The 22,468-nt window shown below is 70.3% G+C and carries 19 protein-coding genes; 10 read left to right on the forward strand and 9 right to left on the reverse strand.

From position 1 onward, the window contains the following. Positions 1-21: 21 nt before the first annotated feature. Complete coding sequence (locus ACFKCF_RS23020; RefSeq protein WP_394496503.1) at positions 22-612, reverse strand: D-glycero-alpha-D-manno-heptose-1,7-bisphosphate 7-phosphatase; 591 nt, start codon at positions 610-612, stop codon at positions 22-24. 168 nt (positions 613-780) lie between these two features. On the opposite strand from ACFKCF_RS23020, the gene ACFKCF_RS23025 reads away from it, so the two are divergent. Both ACFKCF_RS23025 and ACFKCF_RS23030 read left to right on the forward strand, forming a co-directional pair. Then, positions 781-2,010 (forward strand): glycosyltransferase family 9 protein, encoded by a 1,230-nt coding sequence (locus ACFKCF_RS23025; protein WP_394496505.1) that lies wholly within the window; start codon positions 781-783, stop codon positions 2,008-2,010. Beyond that, positions 2,007-3,194, forward strand: a complete 1,188-nt coding sequence (locus ACFKCF_RS23030; protein ID WP_394496506.1) for a glycosyltransferase — start codon at positions 2,007-2,009, stop codon at positions 3,192-3,194. Before ACFKCF_RS23025 ends, ACFKCF_RS23030 begins: the two co-directional genes overlap by 4 nt. A gap of 4 nt (positions 3,195-3,198) precedes the next feature. Here the strand turns inward: ACFKCF_RS23030 and ACFKCF_RS23035 are convergent, their stop codons facing one another. The 6 genes from ACFKCF_RS23035 to ACFKCF_RS23060 all read right to left on the reverse strand — a co-directional run bounded on the left by ACFKCF_RS23035 (position 3,199) and on the right by ACFKCF_RS23060 (position 8,510). After that, entirely contained in the window at positions 3,199-4,152 is a 954-nt protein-coding gene (locus ACFKCF_RS23035) for an NAD-dependent epimerase/dehydratase family protein (RefSeq protein ID WP_394496508.1), read from the reverse strand. A gap of 185 nt (positions 4,153-4,337) precedes the next feature. Continuing rightward, a complete protein-coding gene (locus ACFKCF_RS23040; protein WP_394496510.1) occupies positions 4,338-5,018 on the reverse strand; it encodes a class I SAM-dependent methyltransferase in 681 nt (226 codons plus the stop codon). Positions 5,019-5,021: 3 nt separating this feature from the next. After that, a complete protein-coding gene (locus tag ACFKCF_RS23045; RefSeq protein WP_394496512.1) occupies positions 5,022-5,540 on the reverse strand; it encodes a hypothetical protein in 519 nt (172 codons plus the stop codon). Between the two features lie 91 nt (positions 5,541-5,631). Then, positions 5,632-6,123, reverse strand: coding sequence for a hypothetical protein (locus ACFKCF_RS23050; protein ID WP_394496514.1), 492 nt, complete (start codon positions 6,121-6,123; stop codon positions 5,632-5,634). A 230-nt stretch (positions 6,124-6,353) separates the two neighbouring features. Beyond that, positions 6,354-7,208 carry a PAC2 family protein gene (locus ACFKCF_RS23055; protein ID WP_394496516.1) on the reverse strand — a complete coding sequence of 285 codons (855 nt, stop codon included), beginning with the start codon at positions 7,206-7,208 and terminating at the stop codon, positions 6,354-6,356. A gap of 846 nt (positions 7,209-8,054) precedes the next feature. Next, positions 8,055-8,510 carry a universal stress protein gene (locus tag ACFKCF_RS23060; protein ID WP_394496518.1) on the reverse strand — a complete coding sequence of 152 codons (456 nt, stop codon included), beginning with the start codon at positions 8,508-8,510 and terminating at the stop codon, positions 8,055-8,057. 191 nt (positions 8,511-8,701) lie between these two features. On the opposite strand from ACFKCF_RS23060, the gene metH reads away from it, so the two are divergent. The 8 genes from metH to ACFKCF_RS23100 all read left to right on the forward strand — a co-directional run bounded on the left by metH (position 8,702) and on the right by ACFKCF_RS23100 (position 20,503). Then, complete coding sequence (metH, locus tag ACFKCF_RS23065) at positions 8,702-12,166, forward strand: methionine synthase (protein WP_394496520.1); 3,465 nt, start codon at positions 8,702-8,704, stop codon at positions 12,164-12,166. 575 nt (positions 12,167-12,741) lie between these two features. Continuing rightward, positions 12,742-13,386: an HAD family hydrolase gene (locus tag ACFKCF_RS23070; protein ID WP_394496522.1), complete on the forward strand. Its 645-nt coding sequence runs from the start codon at positions 12,742-12,744 to the stop codon at positions 13,384-13,386. 386 nt (positions 13,387-13,772) lie between these two features. Then, positions 13,773-14,243, forward strand: a complete 471-nt coding sequence (locus ACFKCF_RS23075) for a cellulose synthase (RefSeq protein ID WP_394496524.1) — start codon at positions 13,773-13,775, stop codon at positions 14,241-14,243. Between the two features lie 265 nt (positions 14,244-14,508). After that, positions 14,509-15,507, forward strand: a complete 999-nt coding sequence (locus ACFKCF_RS23080; protein ID WP_394496526.1) for an ABC transporter permease — start codon at positions 14,509-14,511, stop codon at positions 15,505-15,507. Between the two features lie 57 nt (positions 15,508-15,564). Next, positions 15,565-17,331, forward strand: a complete 1,767-nt coding sequence (locus ACFKCF_RS23085) for an ABC transporter substrate-binding protein (protein ID WP_394496528.1) — start codon at positions 15,565-15,567, stop codon at positions 17,329-17,331. A gap of 93 nt (positions 17,332-17,424) precedes the next feature. After that, positions 17,425-18,438, forward strand: a complete 1,014-nt coding sequence (locus ACFKCF_RS23090) for an ABC transporter permease (RefSeq protein WP_394496530.1) — start codon at positions 17,425-17,427, stop codon at positions 18,436-18,438. Continuing rightward, positions 18,435-19,475 (forward strand): ABC transporter ATP-binding protein, encoded by a 1,041-nt coding sequence (locus ACFKCF_RS23095; protein WP_394496532.1) that lies wholly within the window; start codon positions 18,435-18,437, stop codon positions 19,473-19,475. Before ACFKCF_RS23090 ends, ACFKCF_RS23095 begins: the two co-directional genes overlap by 4 nt. Continuing rightward, entirely contained in the window at positions 19,472-20,503 is a 1,032-nt protein-coding gene (locus ACFKCF_RS23100; RefSeq protein ID WP_394496534.1) for an ABC transporter ATP-binding protein, read from the forward strand. The genes ACFKCF_RS23095 and ACFKCF_RS23100 overlap by 4 nt, the downstream gene beginning before the upstream one ends. A 33-nt stretch (positions 20,504-20,536) precedes the next feature. Here the strand turns inward: ACFKCF_RS23100 and ACFKCF_RS23105 are convergent, their stop codons facing one another. Both ACFKCF_RS23105 and ACFKCF_RS23110 read right to left on the reverse strand, forming a co-directional pair. After that, positions 20,537-21,220: a response regulator transcription factor gene (locus tag ACFKCF_RS23105; RefSeq protein ID WP_192785575.1), complete on the reverse strand. Its 684-nt coding sequence runs from the start codon at positions 21,218-21,220 to the stop codon at positions 20,537-20,539. Then, positions 21,217-22,392, reverse strand: coding sequence for a sensor histidine kinase (locus ACFKCF_RS23110; protein WP_394496535.1), 1,176 nt, complete (start codon positions 22,390-22,392; stop codon positions 21,217-21,219). Before ACFKCF_RS23110 ends, ACFKCF_RS23105 begins: the two co-directional genes overlap by 4 nt. Positions 22,393-22,468 lie beyond the last annotated feature (76 nt).

Consider the following 22,468-nt stretch of genomic DNA (forward strand, 5'->3'; position numbering starts at 1 on the left):
CCTGCTCTCATACCTCCCGGCTCACCAGCGGCTCCAACCCAGAGCGCGGGCCCACGGCGCGCTGATGGCCGGCACCGGCGCCTCGGCGTCGCTGAGCACGAGGTCGACGACGTCGATCAGGTCGTCCGCGACCTCGGCGGCCTGCACGATCTCCTCCTGCCGGGTCTGCGGAGTGGGGACCAGGATGCCCCTGGCCCCGGCGGCCCTGGCCGCCTCCATGTCCCTGCCGATGTCCCCCACGACCACGCAGTCGCGGGGGCTGACGTCAAGCACGGCGGCGGCTCTGATCACGAGGCCGGGCGCCGGTTTGCGGCAGGTGCAGCCGTCGGCGTCGTCGTGCACACAGATCGCCCACGCGTCGAACGGGCCCAGCAGCTCCTCCACCCGGGCGTTCACCTGGTCCATGTCGTCCGGGGACAGCAGGCCCTTGGCCACGCCGGACTGGTTGGTGACCACGGCCACCGGCACCTCGGCCCGTCTGAGCCTGGCCACCGCCTCCACCGCGCCCGGCATGGGCTCGACGAGGTCCGGGTCACCGTTGTACGGCACGTCCCTGATCAAGGTCCCGTCCCGGTCGAAGAGCACCGCGCCGGGACGTCGCTTTTCGAACACCTTCCACCTCCGTCGCGTGTCCGCCAGCTACCCGGCGCCTGACCAGGCAAACAACTACCCAACGTGACCAACTCCAGGCCGTTTCTCCTGTTTGCACAGCTCAATGCCATGGGGAAGGTTTGAGCATCGCTCCGCTCGGTAGCGGTTCCCAGCCTCTGAGGGGGAACGATGAGGTTTCTCGGCATCGACGCGATCTTCCACGATCCGGCCGCCACCTGGTGCCCGCGAGCGCAGGCGGCGGTGAACGGTCGCATGCCGGGAGCGGTGCTGTGCGGCACGACCCCGCGCCGGAGGATGAGAACCGTCCCGCGCGCGTCGACCAGGAGGGCGGCCGTGCGCGCCGCGAGCCATCGTGGCCGGGACGACCGGGGCCGGGTGCTGGTGGCCCGGCTGGACGGCGCCGGCGACGTGCTGCTGGCCGGGCCCGCCGTCAGGGCCGTGCGCACGCTGGCCCGCGAGCTCGTCTTCCTGGCCGGCCCGGGCGGCAGCGCGGCCGCCGAGCTGCTGCCCGGCGTGGACCGGGTGATCGAATGGCGGGCCCCGTGGATCGACCTCGCGCCGCCGCCCGTCACCAAGGGGCAGGCGGCCGACCTCGTCGGCCGGCTCTCGGGCGTCGACGAGGCGGTGATCCTCACCTCGTTCCACCAGTCGGCGCTCCCGCTGGCCCTGCTGCTCAGGCTGGCCGGCGTCCGCAGGATCGCCGCCATCAGCAACGACTACCCCGGCTCGCTCCTGGACGTCCGGCACGTCGTGGACGAGAGCGTCGACGTGCCCGAGGCGGAGCGGATGCTGGGGGTCGCCAGGGCGGCCGGGTTCGAACTGCCGAAGGGCGATGACGGCAAACTCGCTGTTCAGCGGCCGTTGCCGGATATCGCCGGAAATTTGGGGCACCTGCTTGGTGCCGGCGCCGATGCCGGTAGCAAAGGCACGTACGTCGTGGTGCACCCAGGGGCATCGGCCCCCGCACGGACCTGGCCGGCCGAACGCCATCGGCGGACCGTACGGGAGCTGGTGCAGGACGGACACCGGGTCGTCGTGACCGGCAACGAACGCGACCTCACCGCCTACGTGGCCGGCGACGTCGCCGTCGATCTCGGCGGTGTGACCACATTCGCCGAACTCGCCGCCGTCATCGACGGCGCCTGCGTGCTCGTGGCCGGCAACACCGGCCCCGCGCACCTGGCCGCCGCGGTCGGCACGCCGGTCGTGAGCCTGTTCGCCCCCGTCGTCCCCGCGGCGCGGTGGGCTCCGTACGGCGTGCCCACGGTGCTGCTCGGAGATCAGGAGGCGCCCTGCCGCGCAAGCAGGGCCCGCGCCTGTCCGGTGCCCGGGCACCCGTGCCTGTCCCACGTGACAAGCGAGCAGGTGGTCAAGGCAGTAAGGGAGCTCACGCAGTGAAGGTCGATCTCATCTCCGAGCACGCGGACCCGCTGGCGGCGGTCGGCGGCGTCGACTCCGGCGGCCAGAACGTCCACGTCGCCGAACTCGCCCGCGCGCTGGCCGGGCGCGGGCACACGATCGTCGTCCACACCCGGCGCACGTCCGAGCGGCAGCCCGAGTCGGTGACCATGGCGCCGGGCGTCACGGTCGAGTACGTCACGGCCGGGCCGCCGGTCCCCCTCCCCAAGGACGAACTGCCCCCGTACATGGCCGAGTTCACCGAGCGCCTGGCCGACCGCTGGGCCGCGAGCCCCCCGGACGTCGTCCACGCCCACTTCTGGATGAGCGGGCAGGCGGCGCTGCAGGCCGCCGACGGGGTGCCGGTGGTGCAGACGTTCCACGCGCTCGGCACCGTCAAGCGGCGCTGGCAGGGCGACGCCGACACCAGCCCCGCCCACCGGATCGACACCGAGCGCGCGATCGGCAGGCGCGCCGACGCCGTGCTGGCCACCTGCGGCGACGAGGTGGCCGAACTGCGCGCGATGGGCGTCCCCGAGCGGCGCATCGCGGTCGTGCCGTGCGGAGTGGACCTGTCGGTGTTCCGCCCCGACGGGCCGGTGGCGCCGCGCACGGGCGGCAAGCTGATCCTCAGCATCGGCAGGCTGGTGCCGCGCAAGGGCGTGGACACCGTGATCAGGGCGCTGCGCCGGATCCCGGACGCCGACCTGGTGATCGCGGGCGGCCTCGAGGACGACGAGGAGGCGGTCAGGCTGTACGAGCTGGCGCGGGCGTACGGGCTCGAACGCCGCGTCCACGTGATCGGCAGCGTGCCCCGCGAGCACGTGCCGGCGCTCATGCGCTCGGCCGACGTCCTGGTGGCGGTGCCCTGGTACGAGCCGTTCGGCATGGTGTCGATCGAGGCGATGGCGTGCGGCGTCCCCGTCGTGGCCTCGGCGGTCGGGGGACACCTGGACACGGTCGCCGGTTGTGGCGTCCTGGTGCCGCCGCGCCGCCTGCGCGCCTTGGCCAGGGCGCTGAGCGACGTGCTCGACCACCCGGGCAGGCGGGCGGAGCTCGCCGCCGCCGGGGCGCTCAGGGCCCGCGAGCGGTACGGCTGGCCGCGCGTGGCCGAGCTGACCGAGGCCGTGTACACCCAGGTCATCGACGGTACGGTGTGCCGCCTGGCCGCCCTGGGAGGCTGAGCGCCTAACGCTCGTTCCCGGCGCGCAGCCAGGCGAGGTAGTCCGCGACCGCCCGCTCGGTGTCGTAGGCGGGCTCGTATCCCGTGTCCTCGCGCAGGCGGGTGATGTCGAGCCAGGTGTTCCGCGCGGCGGGGTCGCGGCCCTCCGGGAGGCCGACCCGGGCGTCGGGGACGAGCTTCCTGATCGCCGCGGCGACCTCGCCGTTGGTCGTCGCCCTCCCGGAGGCCACGTTGTACGTGCGGTGCGTCAGCCGGTCCGCGAGCTGGAGCAGGGCCAGGGCGCGGCCGCAGTCCTTGACGTAGCACAGGTCGATGCCGTCCTGCGCGTACGCGCCGGCGCGCAGCGCGGACAGGTCGGGCTCGGCGCCGCGGGCGGCCGCGTGCACGAGCTGGGGCGCGGCGAAGAACGGCGACCGGACGTGGCCGAGCGGGCCCCAGATGGCGCCGATGCGGTAGTGGACCACGTCGAGGCCCATGGCGCCGGCCAGATGGTCGCCGAGCAGCTCGCCGATCTTCTTGAACGCCGGGATGGGGTGGGGTGAGGTCATCGGCAGGGGGAGGTCCTCCTTGAGCGCGCCGTCGCCGGTGACGCCGCCGTACACGCCGATCGTGCTGGCCAGGCCGAGCCGCGTCACCTGCCACTCGCTCGCGGCGCGGAAGACGTTCAGGAGGCTGCGGACGGACTTGTCTGCGCCCTCCAGGGGCTGGTACGCGCCGGGCGGCCAAGGGATGGAGCCGGCGAGGTGCACGATGCCGGTGATCTTGTGCCGCTCGCCGATCGCCAGGAGGGCGGCCTCGTCGGTGAGGTCGGCCTGCTCGACGGCGACGGGCGCGTTCGCGAACCTCTCGGGCAGCACGGCGGGCCTGCGCTGGACGAGCACGCAGGATTCGCCGAGGTCGAGCAGGGCCTGGGTGGTGTGCGTGCCGATGAAGCCCAGCCCGCCGGTGATCAGAATCATGGTCAGCTCTCCAGATCGTCAGTGTAACTGACAATCAGTCTAGCCCTAGAAGCGGTGGTGGAGAACCACGTTCCCCTTCCGCGACAGCGCCGCGCTGGGCGCGGTCAGGCGGTTCATCAGCCGCAGCCACGCCGGGAACCCGGCCACCTCGGGCTCCCGCGTCATCAGGATCTCCTTGACCAGCTTCAGCCTGGGGTGCCAGTGTTCGGGCTCCCGGGGGTCGTCGAGGCCGGGGAACCTGGAGAGGCCGGCGACGTTCCGCCGACGGCGACCCGTTTCTGGGCCCACGCGGCGAACCTGCTGTAGCCGTTGAAGGCGATCTCGCCGGTGGGGAAGTGGCCGACGAGGCGGTTGACCAGCGCGATCAGCTCCTCCAGGAAGAGGAACGCGATCAGCCCGTCGGCGACGATCACCGCCGTCCGGTGGGAGGGCAGGCCGTCCAGGCACGCGGGGTCGGTGACGTCCGCGGCGAGGTCGTGGGGCCTGGCGCCATCCGGCAGCAGTTGCCGCCGGGCTTCGACGACCTCGGGGAAGTCGACGTCGTGCCATTCGGCGGTGGGCGGCGGGGCGATGCGCAGCGCCCGGCTGTCGAGGCCGGCCCCCAGGTCCAGGCCGATCGCGCCGGGGTGGCGGGTGAGGAAGCGCTGGGCGATCTCGTCCAGCTTCCTGGCCCGGTGCGCGATGTAGAGGGCGCTGGAGGAGGGGATGCGGAGCCTGCCGTAGTCGTAGCCGACCTCGCGGACGATCTCGTCGGCCATCCGGTCGCCCAGGACGGGGTGGGGCAGGCGGTTGTCGAGCGCCCTGCCGCACAGCGTCAGCCACAGGGTGTTCTGCAACGGGGTCAGAGCGGGAAGCGCGGTGGTCATCGGTCATCCATCCCTGTTCTCTCGAGCGGCCTCCCAGGCGGTCCGGGCCGCCTTCAGCGGCGCGTCGTCCGCGTACAGGCCGTGGGTGAAGAGCTCCAGCGTGGGCAGCGTCATCCGGCGCAGGACCTCGGGGCCGAAGCGGTCGTGCCCGAGCGCGCGCGTCAGGGGCGGCGCCATGGTCAGCGTGGCGAGGCCGGTCAGCACGGTGAACACGGCCAGCGCCCGAACGTCCGAGGACGGCCGCACCGAACCCTCGGCGATCCCGGCCCGCAGGATCGTCTCCGACTCGGCCACCAGCGTGTCGACGAACCTGCCCGCGGCGGGGGTGTCCTCCTCGATCGCCCGGACCATGTAGCGCACCTGGAGCTGGTACTCCTCCGGGTTCGCCATGAACTCGCCCAGCAGGCCGGGCGTGCCGGCCTCGTGCGCCCGCCGTACCAGCACCCCGAGCACATGGTCGTCGCAGACGCCCCGCAGCTTCTCCTTGCTGCCGAAGTGGTGGATGACCAGGGCGGCGCTCACGCCCGCGGTGGCGGCGACAAGCGTCTGTGCGCGCGAACGCCTCGGCCCCGCCCGCGGGATCGCCGCGGGCGGGGCCGAGGTGCTGTCGCTGTCAGGCGGGGACGGGATCGAGGCGCAGCTCGCGGACGATCTCGCGAGCGCTGTCCTCCAGTGTCGGGCCGGCGTCGGCGCCGACGAACATCTCGAGGTAGGCCCGGTGGAAGCAGCCCGCGATCAGCAGTCGCGCGCTGGCCTCCGGGTCCACCTCGGGCCCGATCCGGCCGAGGCGCTGCTCCGCCGCCAGGTACGCGGCCAGCGGCGCGACTTCGGTGCGCGGCCCGAGCCCCGTGTCGCGGACGGCCTCGCGGAAGCGGACCGTCACGGTGGGCGAGGTGAATGCGGGAAGTGCCGCGCTCTGTACGTCGATGTAGTAATCAATGCCCGCTCGGGCAACGGGGAGAAGGTTGTCCGCTACGCACCCTTTTCCGATGCGATAGGAGAGATCGTGAAGAATGCTCAGCCAGAGCGGAAGGCGGTCCTGCAGGAGCGCGAGGAAGTGGTCCACGGAGCCGCCGGTGCGGTCCTCCCGGAGGGAGACGGCCATCTCGAGGATGCGGCGCCTGGTGTCCTGACTTCTCTGGTGCGGGTCAACATGGGAAGTCGCCATGGCGTGCCTAACGTGCGCGGTTAGTTGAGTAGGCATCACGGCGCGAAGCCGAGGGGATTTTTCTGGATTTATCCGGTTTGAATCTGGAGCCCTGACTTGGTGCAATCTTGTACGGCCCCGATTATTACTCGAAATCCCGAAAATTTCGCGGTTTTTATCCCTGAGGATTAGCTGTCAGTATCCCGGTCCCGGCGGCGCAGGTAGCGCTCGAACTCGGCCGCGATCGCGTCGCCGCTGGCCTCGGGCAACTCGGCGGCGTCCTTGCGCTCCTCCAGCTCCTTGACGTACTCGGCCACCTCGCTGTCCTGCGAGGCCAGCTCGTCGACGCCGCGCTCCCACGCGCGGGCCTCCTCGTCGAGGTCGCCCAGGGGCATGGGGATCTCCAGCACGTCCTCCAGGCGGCGCAGCAGCGCGAGCGTCGCCTTCGGGTTGGGCGGCTGGGCGACGTAGTGCGGCACCGACGCCCACAGCGAGATGGCGTCCAGCCCCGCCTCGCCGAACGCGTGCTGCAGCACCCCGACGATCCCGGTCGGGCCTTCGTAGCGGCTCAGCTCCAGGTTGGTCGAACGGGCCAGCGCCTCGTCCGTCGCGCCCCCCAGAATGGGCACGGGCCGGGTGTGCGGCGAGTCGTTGAGCAGCGCGCCCAGCATCACGGCCAGCTCGATGCCCAGCTCGCGGCAGATCTCGATGATGTCGGCGCAGAAGGAGCGCCAGCGCATGTTGGGCTCGATGCCGCGCAGCAGCACGACATCGCGCTCCACGCCCGGCGGGCGGGCGCGCAGCAGTCGCGTCGTCGGCCACACGATCGAACGCGTCAGCCCCTCGCCCATCTCCACGACGGGGCGGGTGACCTGGAAGTCGTAGTAGTCGTCCGGGTCGAGCGCGATCAGCGGCTCGGCCTTCCAGGCGGACTCGAGATGGGCGATCACACCGCTGGAGGCCTCGCCCGCGTCGTTCCACCCCTCGAACGCGGCGATGAGCACCGGGTCTACGAGCTCGGGGAGCCTTTCGAGCTCTATCACGTGTCGCCTCCTCTCTCCATCGTCTCGCTAAGCCTATGCGGTCGGGAGTGCTCGGCGTCACCGATCTCCCCGCGAACGCGCGACCCGCCTCTCAAGCCCGAACGCGCCATCCCCGTCCCCTCAGGGAACCTCACCGCGCCTCCCCATCGCCCATCCCAGCCCGCCACCCCACCCGCCGCAAACCCCTGCACCGCCTCGTCACCCATACCTCCTGCACCCTTATCCCGCCTCCAGCCCCCGCAACCCCTCCAGCACTCCCACACCCGCCCGCCTCTCGCATTCCCACACCGTGCGCATCCCCATCTCCACGCTCCGTGCCTGCCTCCTGCGCCCTGTGCATCCTCATCTCTTGCCGATGCGTTCCATCGCGCCCGCAGTACCTCCAGCGCCTGCGCCCTCCGTTGCCTCCCGCCCTCAAGCGCCTCCGCATTCCCTTCGCCTCCGCACTCCGCACCCTCGGTGCCATGCGCGCGCTCTGAGCCGGATGCGCCCTTTGTGAGGCTTGCGTCCGGTGCGGTTGGTGCGCCTTGTGTGCAATGTGCCGTTCTATGCGCCAGATATGCCCCCTGTGGCCACCTATCTACCGCTACGGCGCATACGTGATCTACGCGCTCCGCGTCCCCGGTGGCCGCGAACCGTGCCACCTGCGTCAATCGGGGACGTGCGCCGCGCTGCCGGCGACCCTGGAACCGCGCCGCACGCCCCCTGCGCCACGCGGCACGTGCCTGGCAAGCCGGTAACGGCGGCCCAGCCCCTCGCGTGCAGGTGCCCAGGAGGAAGCCGGTAACGCCGGCCCAGCGCCTCGCGCGCGCGTGCGCGTAAAGGGGAGGAAGCGGAAGGGGCCGGTCAGCGGCCGTCGGTCGTGTGGACGATCAGGACGTCGCAGGCGGCGCGATGGGAGACCGCGGACGGTACCGAGCCGAGCAGCCGCCCGGCCAGGCTGTTGAGCCCGCGATTGCCCACCACGAGCAGGTCGGCGCGGTGCCGGGCGGCCAGCGAGACGAGCACGTCCACGGCGTCCCCCTGCTCGGCGGCCAGGACCACGTCGGAGGCCCCGGCCGCCACGGCGTGCCCGCGCGCCGCCCGCAGGGCGTCGTCGGCGGGGGTGGAGCCGCTCACCTTGTACGCGAGGTCGCCCAGCCGGTCGGCGGCCGCGGCGCGCTCGCTCTCCCGCATCGGCAGGTACGCGCAGGCCAGGACCAGGGTGGCGCCGGTCGCCGCGGCCAGGGACGCCGCCGCGGAGACGGCGCGGAAGGAGGAGGACGAGCCGTCGGTGCCGACGAGCACGGTGCGGTAGGTCACGGAGACCCCCAATTGGACGCGGCGTTCAATTGACAGTCGGTACGATAGCGCCCGGCCCTCACCCCAGGCTCGCCCGGGTCCCGCAGACCGGAGGCTCCAGCCCCTGGAGGCCCCGATTTGGCGCCCAAAGCGAACGGGCGTACGGGCCGCTTGCGAGTAGGGCTCGAGGCGCACCCGATAAGCTCTACCCCATGAGCATCTCCCCGTCCTTCCGAGAAGTGTTGTCCCAGCGCGTCATCGTGGCCGACGGGGCGATGGGCACGATGCTCCAGGCCCAGGACCCGACGCTCGACGACTTCCACGGTCACGAGGGCTGCAACGAGGTGCTCAACGTCACCAGGCCCGACATCGTGCGCGGCGTCCACGACGCCTACTTCGCCGTCGGCGTCGACTGCGTCGAGACCAACACGTTCGGCGCCAACCTCGCCGCCCTCGGCGAATACGACATCTCCGACCGCGTCTTCGAATACTCCGAGGCGGGGGCCAGGATCGCCCGCGAGGCCGCCGACCACTGGTCCACGCCCGAGCAGCCGCGCTTCGTGCTCGGCTCCATGGGCCCCGGCACCAAGCTCCCGACGCTCGGCCACCTGCCCTACGCCGTCCTGCGCGACGCCTACCGCGACAACGCCGCGGGCCTGATCGCGGGCGGCGCCGACGCGCTGATCATCGAGACCTGCCAGGACCTGCTCCAGGTCAAGGCCGCCGTCATCGGCGCCAAGCGGGCCATCGAAGACTCCGGCCGCGACATCCCGATCATCGCGCAGGTGACCATCGAGACCAACGGCGCGATGCTGCTCGGCTCCGAGATCGGCGCCGCGCTGACCGCGATCGAGCCGCTCGGCGTCGACGTCGTGGGCCTCAACTGCGCGACCGGCCCCGCCGAGATGAGCGAGCACCTGCGCTATCTCGCCCGCCACTCGCGGCTCAAGCTCTCCTGCATGCCCAACGCCGGCCTGCCGGTGCTGACGGCCGACGGCGCGTACTATCCGCTGAGCGCGCCGGAGCTGGCCGACGCGCACGGCACCTTCACCCGCGACTACGGCCTGTCGCTGGTCGGCGGCTGCTGCGGCACCACGCCCGAGCACCTGCGCCAGGTCGTCGAGCGCGTCCGCGGCAAGCAGGTCGCGCCGCGCCGGCCGCACCCCGAGCCGGGCGCGTCCTCGCTCTACCAGACGGTCCCGTTCCGCCAGGACACCTCCTACCTGGCCATCGGCGAGCGCTGCAACACCAACGGCTCCAAGGCCTTCCGCGAGGCCATGCTGGCGGGCCACTGGGACGACTGCGTCGAGACGGCCCGCGACCAGGCCCGCGACGGCGCCCACATGCTCGACCTGTGCGTCGACTACGTCGGCCGCGACGGCGTGGCCGACATGAAGGAGCTGGCGTTCCGGTTCGCCACCGCGTCCACGCTGCCGATCATGCTCGACTCGACCGAGCCCGCGGTGCTGCAGGCCGGTCTCGAGATGCTCGGCGGGCGCGCCGCGGTCAACTCCGTCAACTACGAGGACGGCGACGGCCCCGACTCCCGCTTCCAGAAGATCATGCGCCTCGTACGCGAGCACGGCTCGGCCGTCGTCGCGCTCACCATCGACGAGGAGGGCCAGGCCCGCACCGCCGAGTGGAAGGTGCGCGTGGCCAGCCGCCTCGTCGAGGACCTGACCGCCAACTGGGGCATGCGGGTCGAGGACATCATCGTCGACTGCCTGACCTTCCCCATCGCCACCGGCCAGGAGGAGACCAGGCGCGACGGCCTGGAGACCATCGAGGCCATCCGCGAGCTCAAGCGCCGCTACCCGGGCGTGCAGACCACGCTGGGCCTGTCCAACATCAGCTTCGGCCTCAACCCGGCCGCCCGCATGGTGCTCAACTCGGTGTTCCTCAACGAGTGCGTCAACGCCGGGCTCGACTCCGCCATCGTGCACGCCTCCAAGATCCTGCCGATGGCCCGCATCCCCGACGAGCAGCGCCAGGTCGCGCTCGACATGGTCTACGACCGCCGCCGCGAGGGCTACGACCCGCTGCAGCGGTTCATGGAGCTGTTCGAGGGCGTCGACGCGGCCGCCCTGCGCGCCGGCAAGGCCGAGGAGCTGGCCGCGCTGCCGCTGTGGGAGCGGCTCAAGCGGCGCATCATCGACGGCGAGCGCAAGGGCCTGGAGGCCGACCTCGACACCGCCCTCGACCAGCGTCCCGCCCTCGAGATCATCAACGACGTGCTGCTCGACGGCATGAAGACGGTCGGCGAGCTGTTCGGCTCCGGGCAGATGCAGCTGCCGTTCGTGCTGCAGTCGGCCGAGGTCATGAAGGCCGCCGTCGCCTACCTCGAGCCCCACATGGACCGGGTCGAGGGCGAGTCGAAGGGCCGCATCGTGCTGGCCACCGTCAAGGGCGACGTGCACGACATCGGCAAGAACCTCGTCGACATCATCCTGTCCAACAACGGCTACCAGGTCGTCAACCTCGGCATCAAGCAGCCGGTCTCGGCCATCCTCGAGGCCGCCGACGAGCAGAAGGCCGACGTCATCGGCATGTCGGGGCTGCTGGTGAAGTCGACGGTCATCATGAAGGAAAACCTGGAGGAGATGAACTCCAGGGGCCTGTCCGAGAGATACCCCGTCCTGCTCGGCGGCGCCGCCCTGACCCGCGCCTACGTCGAGCAGGACCTGGCCGAGCTGTTCGAGGGCGAGGTGCGCTACGCGCGCGACGCGTTCGAGGGGCTGCGGCTGATGGACTCGTTCATGGCCGTCAAGCGTGGCGTCGCCGGCGCGACGCTGCCGCCGCTGCGCGAGCGGCGCGTCAAGACCGGCGCGGTGCTCCAGCGCACGCCCGTCGAGGAGCTGCCCGCCCGCTCCGACGTGGCCGCCGACAACCCCATCCCCGCGGTGCCCTTCTACGGCGACCGCGTGGTCAAGGGCATCTCCCTGACCGAATATGCCGCCTTCCTCGACGAGCGCGCCCTGTTCCTCGGCCAGTGGGGGCTCAAGCCCACCAGGGGCGGCTCGGGGCCCGACTACGACGAGCTGGTCGAGCTCGAAGGGCGGCCGCGGCTGCGCATGTGGCTCGACCGCATCCAGACCGAGGGCCTGCTGGAGGCGGCCGTCGTCTACGGCCACTTCCCGTGCGTCTCCGACGGCGACTCGCTGATCATCCTCGACGACGACGGCAGCGAGCGCACCCGCTTCACATTCCCGCGCCAGCGCCGCGACCGCCACCTGTGCCTGTCCGACTTCTTCCGGGCCAAAGACTCCGGCGAGGTGGACGTCGTCGGTTTCCAGGTGGCCACCATGGGCTCCAAGATCTCCGAGGCCACGGCCGAGCTGTTCGCCAAGGACGCCTACCGCGACTACCTCGAGCTCCACGGCCTGTCGGTGCAGCTCACCGAGGCGCTGGCCGAATACTGGCACGCCAGGGTGCGCTCGGAGTGGGCGATCGGCGGCGAGGAGTCGCTCGACGACATGCTCAAGGTCAACATCCAGGGCTGCCGCTACTCCTTCGGCTACCCGGCCTGCCCCAACCTGGAGGACCAGAAGCAGCTGTTCGAGCTGCTCAACCCCGAGCGCATCGGGGTGTCGCTGTCGGAGGAGTTCCAGCTCCACCCGGAGCAGGCCACCTCGGCCCTGGTCGCCCACCACCCCGAGGCCAAATACTTCAACGTCTGACCCGCACCCGCCCGCTCGGCCCTTCACCGGCCGGCGGGCGTACGGCCGGCTCCCCCACCCGCCGTCCCACCGGCGCGCCCTGACGGCGGGGGAGGGACGCCAGAGGCGGTTCGCCATGCACCACCCAGCGAACGGACCGGCCGTACACCGCCTACCGGACGTACGACCAACGCCCGGTCCCTAGCGACCCGCCGCCCACCGGACGTACGGCCGGCGTCCGGCCCGCTGCTCAGCGTCCGGACGGCCAGCGTCCGGTCCCGGCGGCCCGCCGCCCACCCTACGGACGACCAGCGCCCGTTCCCGAGCGACCCCGCCGCTCAGCGGACGGACGACCGGCGTCCGGCCCGCAGCGACCCGCCACCCACCGGAGGGGAGGCAGGACAGGCCACCTGACCGTGGCGGCTCGGCCGGTGGATGGGCCGATTCAGCAAGGTCGACGGTGGACGGGCCGGTGCCGCAGGGGCTGGCGGGCCGGGGCGGTTCGGGTGGGTGGACGGGCCGGTGCTGGGGGCGGCCTGTCGGCGTACCGGGCGGGGCAGGACAATGGCGGGCAAACACTAACGATCGGGGGATGCATGGAAGCGGTCTTCTTCGACATGGACGGGCTGCTGGTCGACAGCGAGCGGGTCTGGCTGGAGATCGAGACCGACGTGATGGCCAGGCTCGGCGCCCAGTGGACGCCCGAGCACCAGGTCCACCTGGTGGGCGGGTCCATGGAGCGTACGGTCGACTACATGCTGGCCGTGTCCGGGGCCGACGTGCCCGCGGAGATGGTGCGGGAGTGGATGACCGGTGGGATGGTGCGGCGGCTGTCGGCGGGCGTCCACGTCATGCCGGGCGCCTTGGAGCTGCTGGGGGCGCTGCGGGACGAGGGGGTGCCCGTGGGGCTGGTCACCTCGTCTCTGAAGGAGATCGCGGAGGCGGTGCTCAAGAGCGTGGGGCGTGATCGGTTCGACGTCGTGGTCACGGCGGACGACGTCACGCGTACCAAGCCTGACCCTGAGCCGTACCTGACGGCTGCGCGGCTGCTCGGGGTGGAGCCGGTGCGGTGCGTGGTGCTGGAGGACTCTCCCAACGGCGTGGCGGCCGCGACGGCGGCGGGCTGCGCGGTGGTGGCCGTCCCGAGCCTGCTGCCCATCGACCCCGCCCCCGGCCGACTGGTGGTCTCGTCCCTGGAGCACGTCACCGTCGCCGACCTCCGCGCCCTCATCACGTTGTGACGTCTGAGCCCTCATCGCGCTCTGGTCTCGGCGTCCTCGTCCCGTTGTGACGTCTGAGCCCTCATCGCGCTCTGGTCTCGGCGTCCTCGTCCCGTTGTGACGTCTGAGCCCTCATCGCGCCATGGTCTCCGCGCCCTCATCAGGTTGTGACGCCTGAGCCCTCATCGCGCTCTGGTTTCCGCGCCCTCATCACGCTGTGACCCCCGTCCCCTCTTCACGCTCCGGTCTCCGTGCCCCGGCACGTTCCTGACCATGGCGATCACCCTCGCGACCGTCGGCCCGGGGAGAGGCCCTGACCCCTAAGGGGCAAGTGGTTCTTGCGGAGGAGGGGCGGGTGGCATTTCGCGTGCCAGGATGGAGACGTAGTCGATACGAGGGGTGGCGTGATGCTCAATCCGACCGTTTGGCTGCCGCTGTGCGCCGGACTGACCCTGCTGGGCCTGGTGCTCAGTTTCCTGGCCTTCAGGCGCAGGGGAGCCGCCTCGGGCATGCGGGTCGCGGCATGGGCGCTGCTGCCGGCGGCGGCCTATCTGACGGGTGCGCTGCAGATGTTGTGGACCGTGGGCACGACCATCGTGGGGTTCGTCACCGGCCTGGTGTTCAACCCCTTCGTCTGGGCAGGTGTCGCCGTGGCGGGGCTGTCGGTGGTGCTCTTTGTCGCCTCGGGCGTCATGCGCGGCCGGAAACTGGCGAGCTTCAGGAAGAAGACCCCTGCGGAAGCCCCCGAGGTTAAGCCCTCAGCGAACAAAACCGCCCCCAAACCACAGCAGCCCGCCGTCGCCCCGAAGCAATCTCCCAAGGCCGAGGACGACTTCTCCGATATCGAGGCGCTGCTCAAAAAGCGTGGCATCAGCTGAATCCACGGGCGAAATCGGCTGTGTCACAGTTCCGAGACGCAACCGGGACGACTCGTAGACATTCTCCTCAAGATCGATACGAATGAGTTTCTGGTCAATCACAGTTGAGCCACATAGAGCACAGAGGGACTAGTCACACCAGCTCAGGCCATAGATTCTGCCTCCTGGGGCCGCGACGCGCGGACCTCGCACGCATGGGCGCACTACCCTGACCGGGACCGCGCCGACACGGACGATGTCGTCTGGAATCCAGGGGGCTACTGGCATGACCGCACCGCTCGATGTTCCGGAATCGGCCATCGAAGCAGGGCCGGAGACCGTTCTTGAGGGAGCGGAGACCTCGGTCATCAGGGGACGTTCCCTGGGGCAGATCGCATGGATGCGCCTCAAGCGCGACCGCGTCGCGATGATCGGTGGGATCGTCATCCTGCTGCTCATCCTGGTCGCCGTCTTCGCGCCGCTGCTGGTGTCGTGGTTCGGGCACCCGCCGGGTGAGTGGCACCGGGAGAAGCTCGATCCCTCCATCGGGGCGCCGCTGGGCTCCTTCGGTGGCATCAGCAGTGACTTCCTGTTCGGCGTGGAGCCCGACTCGGGCCGCGACCTGTTCAGCCGCGTCCTGTACGGGGCCCGCATCTCGCTGCTGATCGCGTTCTTCGCGACCCTGCTCTGCGTGGTGCTCGGCACCGTCCTCGGGATGATCGCCGGCTTCTTCGGCGGCTGGGTCGACACCGTCATCAGCCGCCTCATGGACATCTTCCTGGCCTTCCCGCTGCTGGTGTTCGCGCTGGCGCTGGCCGGCGTCATCCCCGACAAGGCGTTCGGCCTGTCGGGCGACACGCTGAGGATCAGCCTGCTGGTGTTCATCATCGGGTTCTTCAACTGGCCCTACATCGGACGCATCATCCGGGGTCAGACGCTGTCCCTCCGCGAACGGGAGTTCGTCGACGCGTCCAGGAGCCTGGGCGCGCGCAACCACACCATCCTGTTCAAGGAGGTCCTGCCCAACCTCCTGGCGCCGATCCTCGTCTACTCGACGCTGCTGATCCCCTCGAACATCCTGTTCGAGGCCGCGCTGTCGTTCCTCGGCGTGGGCGTGCGGCCGCCGACTCCCACGTGGGGAGGCATGCTGTCGGACGCCGTCCACAACTACCAGGTGGCGCCCAACTTCATGATCTTCCCCGGTCTCGCGATCTTCATCACCGTGCTGGCGTTCAACCTGCTCGGTGACGGCCTCAGGGACGCCTTCGACCCCAAGGCCCGATAGCCCTCGTGAGTTTTCTGCAAGTTCTCAACTCCTAGATACAAGGGGTGTGTCAGGTCGATGAAGACAAGATCAAAGGCGTCGGCAGTGGCGATGACCGCCGCTCTCGCCGTGGTCGTATCGGCGTGTGGCGGCGGTGGCGGTGCCAAGAGCACCAGTGGCCCCGGCAGTGACGACAAGCCCGCGAGCCAGTACAACGCGGGTGTCACGCAGGTCGTCAACCCGTCGGAGAAGACCGGCGGCACCCTGCACATGGGCATGCCGGGCGACTTCGACTCCGTCGACCCGGGTGACCAGTACTACGGCTACGCGTGGAACTTCTCCCGCCTTTACACCCGCGCGCTGACCATGTTCAAGCCGGTGCCGGGCGAGGAGGGCCTGCAGCTCGTCGGCGACCTGGCCGAGGACCTGGGCAAGCCCAGCGACGGCGGCAAGACGTGGACGTACAAGCTGCGCAAGGGCATCAAGTTCGAGGACGGCACCCCGGTGACGTCGAAGGACGTCAAGTACGCCGTGGCCCGCTCGCTGGACAAGGACATCCTGCCCAGCGGCCCGACCTACTTCAACGACTGGCTCGACGTGCAGGGCTACACCGGCCCGTACAAGATGAAGGGCAAGCTCGACGACTTCAAGGCCGTTGAGACGCCCGACGACTCCACCATCGTCTTCCACCTGAAGAAGGCGTACGGCGGTTTCGACTACTTCGCCATGCTCCCGCAGACGGCCCCCGTGCCCGAGGCCAAGGACACCGGCTCGAAGTACAAGGAGCACCCGGTCTCGACCGGTCCCTACATGTTCAAGTCGCACGAGCTCACCAAGCGCATCGAGCTCGTGAAGAACCCCAACTGGGACCCGGCCACCGACCCCAACCGCAAGCAGCTCAACGACTCCGTCGAGGTGCTGCTCGGCCAGAACGAGGACGACCTCGACCAGCGGCTGCTGTCCGGCAAGATCGACGTCAAGATCAACAGCACCGGCGTGGCGGCCAACGCCCGCAAGACGGTCCTGACCGACCCGAAGGTCAAGCAGTACGCCGACTCGGCCCCGATCGACCGGACCTGGTTCACCAACATCAACGGTGACGTCAAGCCGTTCGACAACATCCACTGCCGCAAGGCCGTGATGTACGCGGCCGACCGCTCCGCGCTCCAGGGCGCCTACGGCGGCCCCGACGCCGGTGGTGACATCGCGCTGAGCCTCATGCCGTCGAAGATGACCGGTTACCAGAAGATCGACCCGTACGGCGTCGAGGCCAACCCGACCGGCGACGTCGCCAAGGCCAAGGAGGAGCTGGCGGCCTGTGGCCAGCCCAACGGCTTCAGCACCACCATCTCCTACCGCAACGAGCGCGCCGCCGAGAAGCTGACCGCCGAGTCGCTGCAGCAGTCGCTCGGCCGCGTCGGCATCAAGCTGGAGATCAAGGGTTACCCGCAGGGCGACTACTTCAAGCTGTACGCCGGCAAGCCCGACTTCGCCAAGAAGAACAACCTCGGCCTCATGGTCTACGGCTGGGGCGCCGACTACCCCGAGGGCTTCGGCTTCTTCCAGCAGATCGTCGACAGCCGTGTCATCCGCGACGCCGGTAACACCAACCTCAGCGTCAAGGACCCGAAGATCGACGAGCTCATCGACCAGGCGGCCGCTGAGACCGACGCCGCCAAGCGCAACGCCATCTGGGCCCAGGTCGACAAGCAGGTCATGGACTCGGCGTTCATCCTGCCCTACGTCTGGGCGCACGGCCTGTTCTACCGGCCGCCGACGCTGAAGAACGTCTTCGTCAGCCAGAACTGGGGCATGTACGAGTACCTCACGCTGAGCACCCAGTAATCGGTCAGGCGACCCCGCCGGACACGTACGTCGAAAGCAGGTGAAGGCTCCGGCGGCCGGGCTCACGAGGCCCGGCCGCCATGGCCGAGATCAGTGTTCACATACATTCTCAGACGGTTGATAGCGGCCGTCATGCTGCTCTTCGTGGTGAGCATCACGACGTTCGCCATCTTCTTCCTCGTGCCTCGGCTCGCTGGGATGTCCGCTGACGACCTCGCCTCTCGTTACGTCGGCAAGGCCGCCAACGAGCAGGTCATCCACGACACGGCGATCCGGCTGGGGTTCTACGACCCGCTCCTGGTCCAGTACGGGCGGTTCGTCAAGGGCATCTTCGTCGGCGTGGAGCGCAACTACGGTCCCGGCGTCGAGCTGTGCCCCGCGCCCTGCCTCGGCTACTCGTACGTCACGCAGAACCCGGTCCTGCCCGACCTGCTCGACCGCATACCGATCACGCTGTCGCTGGCGCTCGGCGCGGCCGTGGTGTGGGTCGTCTTCGGCGTGTCCACCGGCGTGGTCTCCGCGCTGCGGCGCGGCAGCTTCTTCGACCGCCTCTCCATGGGCGTCGCCCTGGCCGGCGTGTCACTGCCGATCTTCTTCACCGGCATCGTGTCGTTGGCCATCTTCCGCGACCAGCTCGGCCTCGTCGGCGACTTCGCCGACTGGGTGCCGTTCAGCGAGGACCCGCTCACCTGGGCCAACAACCTGATGCTGCCCTGGATCACGCTCGCCTTCCTGTACGCCGCCGGCTACGCCCGGCTCACCAGGGCGGGCATGCTGGAAACCATGTCCGAGGACTACATACGCACGGCCAGAGCCAAGGGCCTGCCCGAGCGGGCCGTGGTGCTCAAACACGGGCTGAGAGCCACGCTCACCCCGGTGCTGACCATGTTCGGACTGGACCTGGGCCTGCTGCTCGGCGGCGCGGTGCTGACCGAGAGCACGTTCTCGCTGCCCGGCATCGGCAAGTACGCCAGGGACGCCATCGAGCGCAACGACCTGCCCCAGGTCATGGGAGTCACCCTGGTGGCGGCGGCCTTCATCATCGTGGCCAACCTGATCGTCGACCTGCTCTACGCGGTCGTGGACCCGAGGGTGAGGCTGGCGTGAGCGAGCACAGCAGCGCATTTCTGCAGGTCAAAGACCTCAAGATCCACTTTCCGACCGACGACGGCCTCGTCAGGTCCGTCGACGGGCTGACGTTCGACCTCGAACGCGGCAAGACGCTCGGCATCGTCGGCGAGTCCGGCTCCGGCAAGTCGGTCACCAGCCTCGGCATCCTCGGCCTGCACAAGGGCAAGGGCGCCAACGTCTCCGGCGAGATCTGGCTCGACGGCGAGGAGCTCGTCGGCGCCTCCCAGGAGCACGTGCGCGGGCTGCGCGGCAAGAAGATGTCGATGATCTTCCAGGACCCGCTGTCGTCGATGCACCCCTTCTACACGGTCGGCGACCAGATCATCGAGGCGTACCGCATCCACCACAAGGTCACCAAGGCCGTGGCGAAGAAGCACGCCGTCGACATGCTCGGCCGGGTCGGCATCCCCGAGCCGCAGCGCCGCGTCGACTCCTACCCGCACGAGTTCTCCGGTGGCATGCGCCAGCGCGCCATGATCGCCATGGCGCTGTCGTGTGACCCCGAGCTGCTCATCGCCGACGAGCCCACCACCGCGCTCGACGTGACCGTGCAGGCCCAGATCCTCGACCTCATGGTCGACCTGCAGCGCGAGTTCAACTCCGCGCTGATCATCATCACCCACGACCTGGGCGTGGTGGCCGAGCTGTCCGACGACATCCTGGTCATGTACGCGGGCAAGTGCATCGAGTACGGCAGCACCGACGACATCTTCTACCGTCCCGAGCACCCCTACACATGGGGTCTACTGGGATCGATGCCCCGGCTCGACCGGGAGCCCACCGAACGGCTGCTGCCGATCAAGGGCTCCCCGCCGTCGCTGATCAACGTGCCGCCGGGCTGCGCCTTCCACCCCCGCTGCCCGTACGCGGAGCGGACCGCGGGCAAGGCCAAGTCCGAGGTCCCGGACCTGCTCCAGACCGAGGGCGGCCACCTGGTGCGCTGCCACATGGACCGGACGGAGCGGCGGGAGCTGTGGGAGAACGAGATCAAGCCACTGCTGGAGACCCAGTGACCGAGCCCAAGAACGAGCCGCTTCTTTCCGTACAGGGCCTGGAGAAGCACTTCCCCGTGACGAAGGGCCTGCTCAAGCGGCAGGTCGGCGCCGTCAAGGCCGTCGACGGGATCAGCTTCGACGTGTTCAAGGGCGAGACGCTCGGCCTGGTGGGGGAGTCCGGCTGCGGCAAGTCCACCACCGGCCGGCTGGTCACCCGGCTCCTCGAGCCCACCGCCGGCAAGGTGGTCTTCGAGGGCGAGGACATCACGCACATGGGGCAGGGCAAGCTGAGGCCGCTCCGCCGCGACATGCAGATGATCTTCCAGGACCCGTACTCGTCGCTCAACCCCCGCCACACGGTCGGCACCATCGTCGGCGCGCCGTTCCGCATCCAGGGCGTCGAGACCGAGCACGGCATCAAGCGGGCAGTCCAGGACATCCTCGCCCTGGTCGGGCTCAACCCCGAGCACTACAACCGCTACCCGCACGAGTTCTCCGGCGGGCAGCGTCAGCGCATCGGCATCGCCCGCACCCTCGCGCTCAAGCCCAAGCTGATCATCGCCGACGAGCCGGTCTCCGCGCTCGACGTCTCCATCCAGGCCCAGGTCGTCAACCTGCTCGAAGACCTGCAGAACGAGCTGGACCTCACCTACGTCGTGATCGCCCACGACCTGTCGGTGGTGCGGCACATCAGCGACCGGGTCGCCGTCATGTACCTGGGCAAGATCGTGGAGATCGGCGACCGCAAGCGGCTCTACAGCGCGCCGATGCACCCGTACACCAACGCCCTGCTGTCGGCCGTGCCCGTGCCCGACCCCAAGGCGCGCAAGGAGCGCGAGCGCATCCGGCTGACCGGCGACGTGCCCAGCCCGCTCAACCCGCCGCCCGCCTGCCGCTTCCACACCCGCTGCTGGAAGGCGCAGGAGATCTGCAAGACGGTCGAGCCGCCGCTGGAGGAGCTGGCCAGCGGCCACCGCGTCGCCTGCCACTTCCCGGAGAACGCCCCCGCCTCGGCCGCCGAGGCCGCCCCCGCGGCCGCGTCCTGAAGCCATCCTGAGACTGAGGGTGCGCCCTCAGTCTCAGGAGTAGGTGCCCGGGGTGATCAATCCGGTCTCGTAGGCCAGCACCACGGCCTGCACGCGGTCGCGCAGCCCCAGCTTGGTCAGCACGTTGCCGACGTGGGTCTTGACCGTCGTCTCGCTCACCACGAGCTTGGCCGCGATCTCCGCGTTGGACATGCCCTTGGCGATCAGCCGCAGCACTTCCAGCTCCCGCTCCGTCAGCCGGTCCAGCCGCGCCGGAGCGGGCTGCTCGTACGCCGACGGCAGCCGCTTGGAGAACCGGTCGAGCAGCCGCCGCGTCACGCTCGGCGCCACGATCGCGTCGCCGGCCGCCACCACCCGGATCGCCTGCACCAGCTCGTCCGGCGGCACGTCCTTCAGAAGGAACCCCGACGCGCCCGAGCGCAGCGCCTCCACGATGTACTCGTCCAGGTCGAACGTCGTCAGCACCAGCACCTTCGGCACGTGCGCCGTCGGCGCCGCCTCCCGCACGATCCTGCGGGTCGCCTCGATGCCGTCGACGCCCGGCATGCGGATGTCCATCAGCACCACGTCGGGCAGCAGCGCCCGCGTCTGCTCCATGGCGTCCTTGCCGTCGCCCGCCTGCCCCACCACCGTGATGTCGGACTCGGCCTCCAGAATCAGGCGGAATCCCGTACGCAGCAGCGGCTGGTCGTCCACCAGCAGCACTCTGATCGTCATTGGCCGTCCTTCAACGGGAACCTCGCCCGCACTTCGAAACCGCCCCCCGGTAGCGGACCGATGTTGAGGATTCCACCATAGAGTGCGACCCGTTCGCGAATGCCCACCAAACCATGCCCTGACCGCGCGGACACCCCGGCCGCGCCCAGCCCGTCGTCCTCCACCCGTACGTCCAGCTCACGGGGGTCGTGGCGGACCGTCACCACGGCCTCGGCCCCCGCCCCGGCGTGCCGCAGGCTGTTCGTCAGCCCCTCCTGGGCCAGCCGGAAGGCGGCCAGGTCGATCCCGGCGGGCAGCGGCCGCGGCTCGCCCTCCACGATCAGCCGGGTCGGCAGCCCGGCCTCGCGCATCTGCTCCACCAGCGCGGGCAGATCCTGCACGCCGGGCTGCGGGCCCAGCTCGGCGCGGGCGTCGGTACGCAGGACGCCGACGATGTTGCGCATCTCCGTCATCGCCATCCGGCCCGTGTGCTCGATCGCCGACAGCGCCTCGCGCGCCAGGTCGGGATCGGAGGCCAGCACCCTGCGCGCCGCGGCCGCCTGCACGGTCATCACGCTGACGTGGTGGGCCACCACGTCGTGCAGCTCGCGGGCGATCCTCGAGCGCTCCTCGGCGCGGGCCGCCCTCGTGTCGGCCGCGCGCGCCCGCTCCAGCCGCTCCGCCCGGTCCTTGAGCTCGTCCAGGTACGCCCGCCGCAACCGCAGGCTCCGCCCCGCGCCCCACACCGCCACCAGCACCACGGCCACCACGACGTGCTCGCTCCAGCTCGTCGCCCTGACCGGCCCCGCCAGGGCGCCCAGCACGTACGTCACCAGCGAGATCAGCAGCCCCGCCAGCGCCATCGCCAGCCCGCGGTAGGAGGCCACCGAGTACAGCAGCACCAGCCCGGCCAGCCCCGAGATCCCGGTCCCGTAGCCGAGCACGGTGAGCATCGTCTCGGGCACCAGCTCGGCGCACATCGCCGCCAGCGGCCACCGCCGGCGCGCCGCCACGGGCACGCACGCCAGCACCACCAGAACCCCGCCCAGCGGGTCGGGGGCGCGCATGCCGTCCACCGCCACGCCCTGCGCCTCCAGGTGCTCGGGGCCGTAGAGCACGAACATCGCCACCGACGCCGCGGCCACCACCCCGGCGAGCACCGTGTCGTGGAACGTGGTCCGGTCTATGCGCACCGCTTCACTGTAGGCCCAGGTGAAAGCCCGTAACCTCCTCCCTCGGGAGGATTACCGCCCATACACCTCAAACCAC

It is taken from the genome of Nonomuraea sp. JJY05 (genome assembly GCF_043496855.1).
In the GTDB taxonomy this organism is placed as follows: domain Bacteria; phylum Actinomycetota; class Actinomycetes; order Streptosporangiales; family Streptosporangiaceae; genus Nonomuraea.

Coding starts and splice junctions, on each gene's coding strand:
- ACFKCF_RS23025 (WP_394496505.1), top strand. CDS start 781: ATGAGGTTTCTCGGCATCGACGCGATCTTCCACGATCCGGCCGCCACC.
- ACFKCF_RS23035 (WP_394496508.1), bottom strand. CDS start 4,152: ATGATTCTGATCACCGGCGGGCTGGGCTTCATCGGCACGCACACCACC.
- ACFKCF_RS23040 (WP_394496510.1), bottom strand. CDS start 5,018: ATGACCACCGCGCTTCCCGCTCTGACCCCGTTGCAGAACACCCTGTGG.
- ACFKCF_RS23050 (WP_394496514.1), bottom strand. CDS start 6,123: ATGGCCGTCTCCCTCCGGGAGGACCGCACCGGCGGCTCCGTGGACCAC.
- metH (WP_394496520.1), top strand. CDS start 8,702: ATGAGCATCTCCCCGTCCTTCCGAGAAGTGTTGTCCCAGCGCGTCATC.
- ACFKCF_RS23070 (WP_394496522.1), top strand. CDS start 12,742: ATGGAAGCGGTCTTCTTCGACATGGACGGGCTGCTGGTCGACAGCGAG.
- ACFKCF_RS23075 (WP_394496524.1), top strand. CDS start 13,773: ATGCTCAATCCGACCGTTTGGCTGCCGCTGTGCGCCGGACTGACCCTG.
- ACFKCF_RS23080 (WP_394496526.1), top strand. CDS start 14,509: ATGACCGCACCGCTCGATGTTCCGGAATCGGCCATCGAAGCAGGGCCG.
- ACFKCF_RS23085 (WP_394496528.1), top strand. CDS start 15,565: ATGAAGACAAGATCAAAGGCGTCGGCAGTGGCGATGACCGCCGCTCTC.
- ACFKCF_RS23105 (WP_192785575.1), bottom strand. CDS start 21,220: ATGACGATCAGAGTGCTGCTGGTGGACGACCAGCCGCTGCTGCGTACG.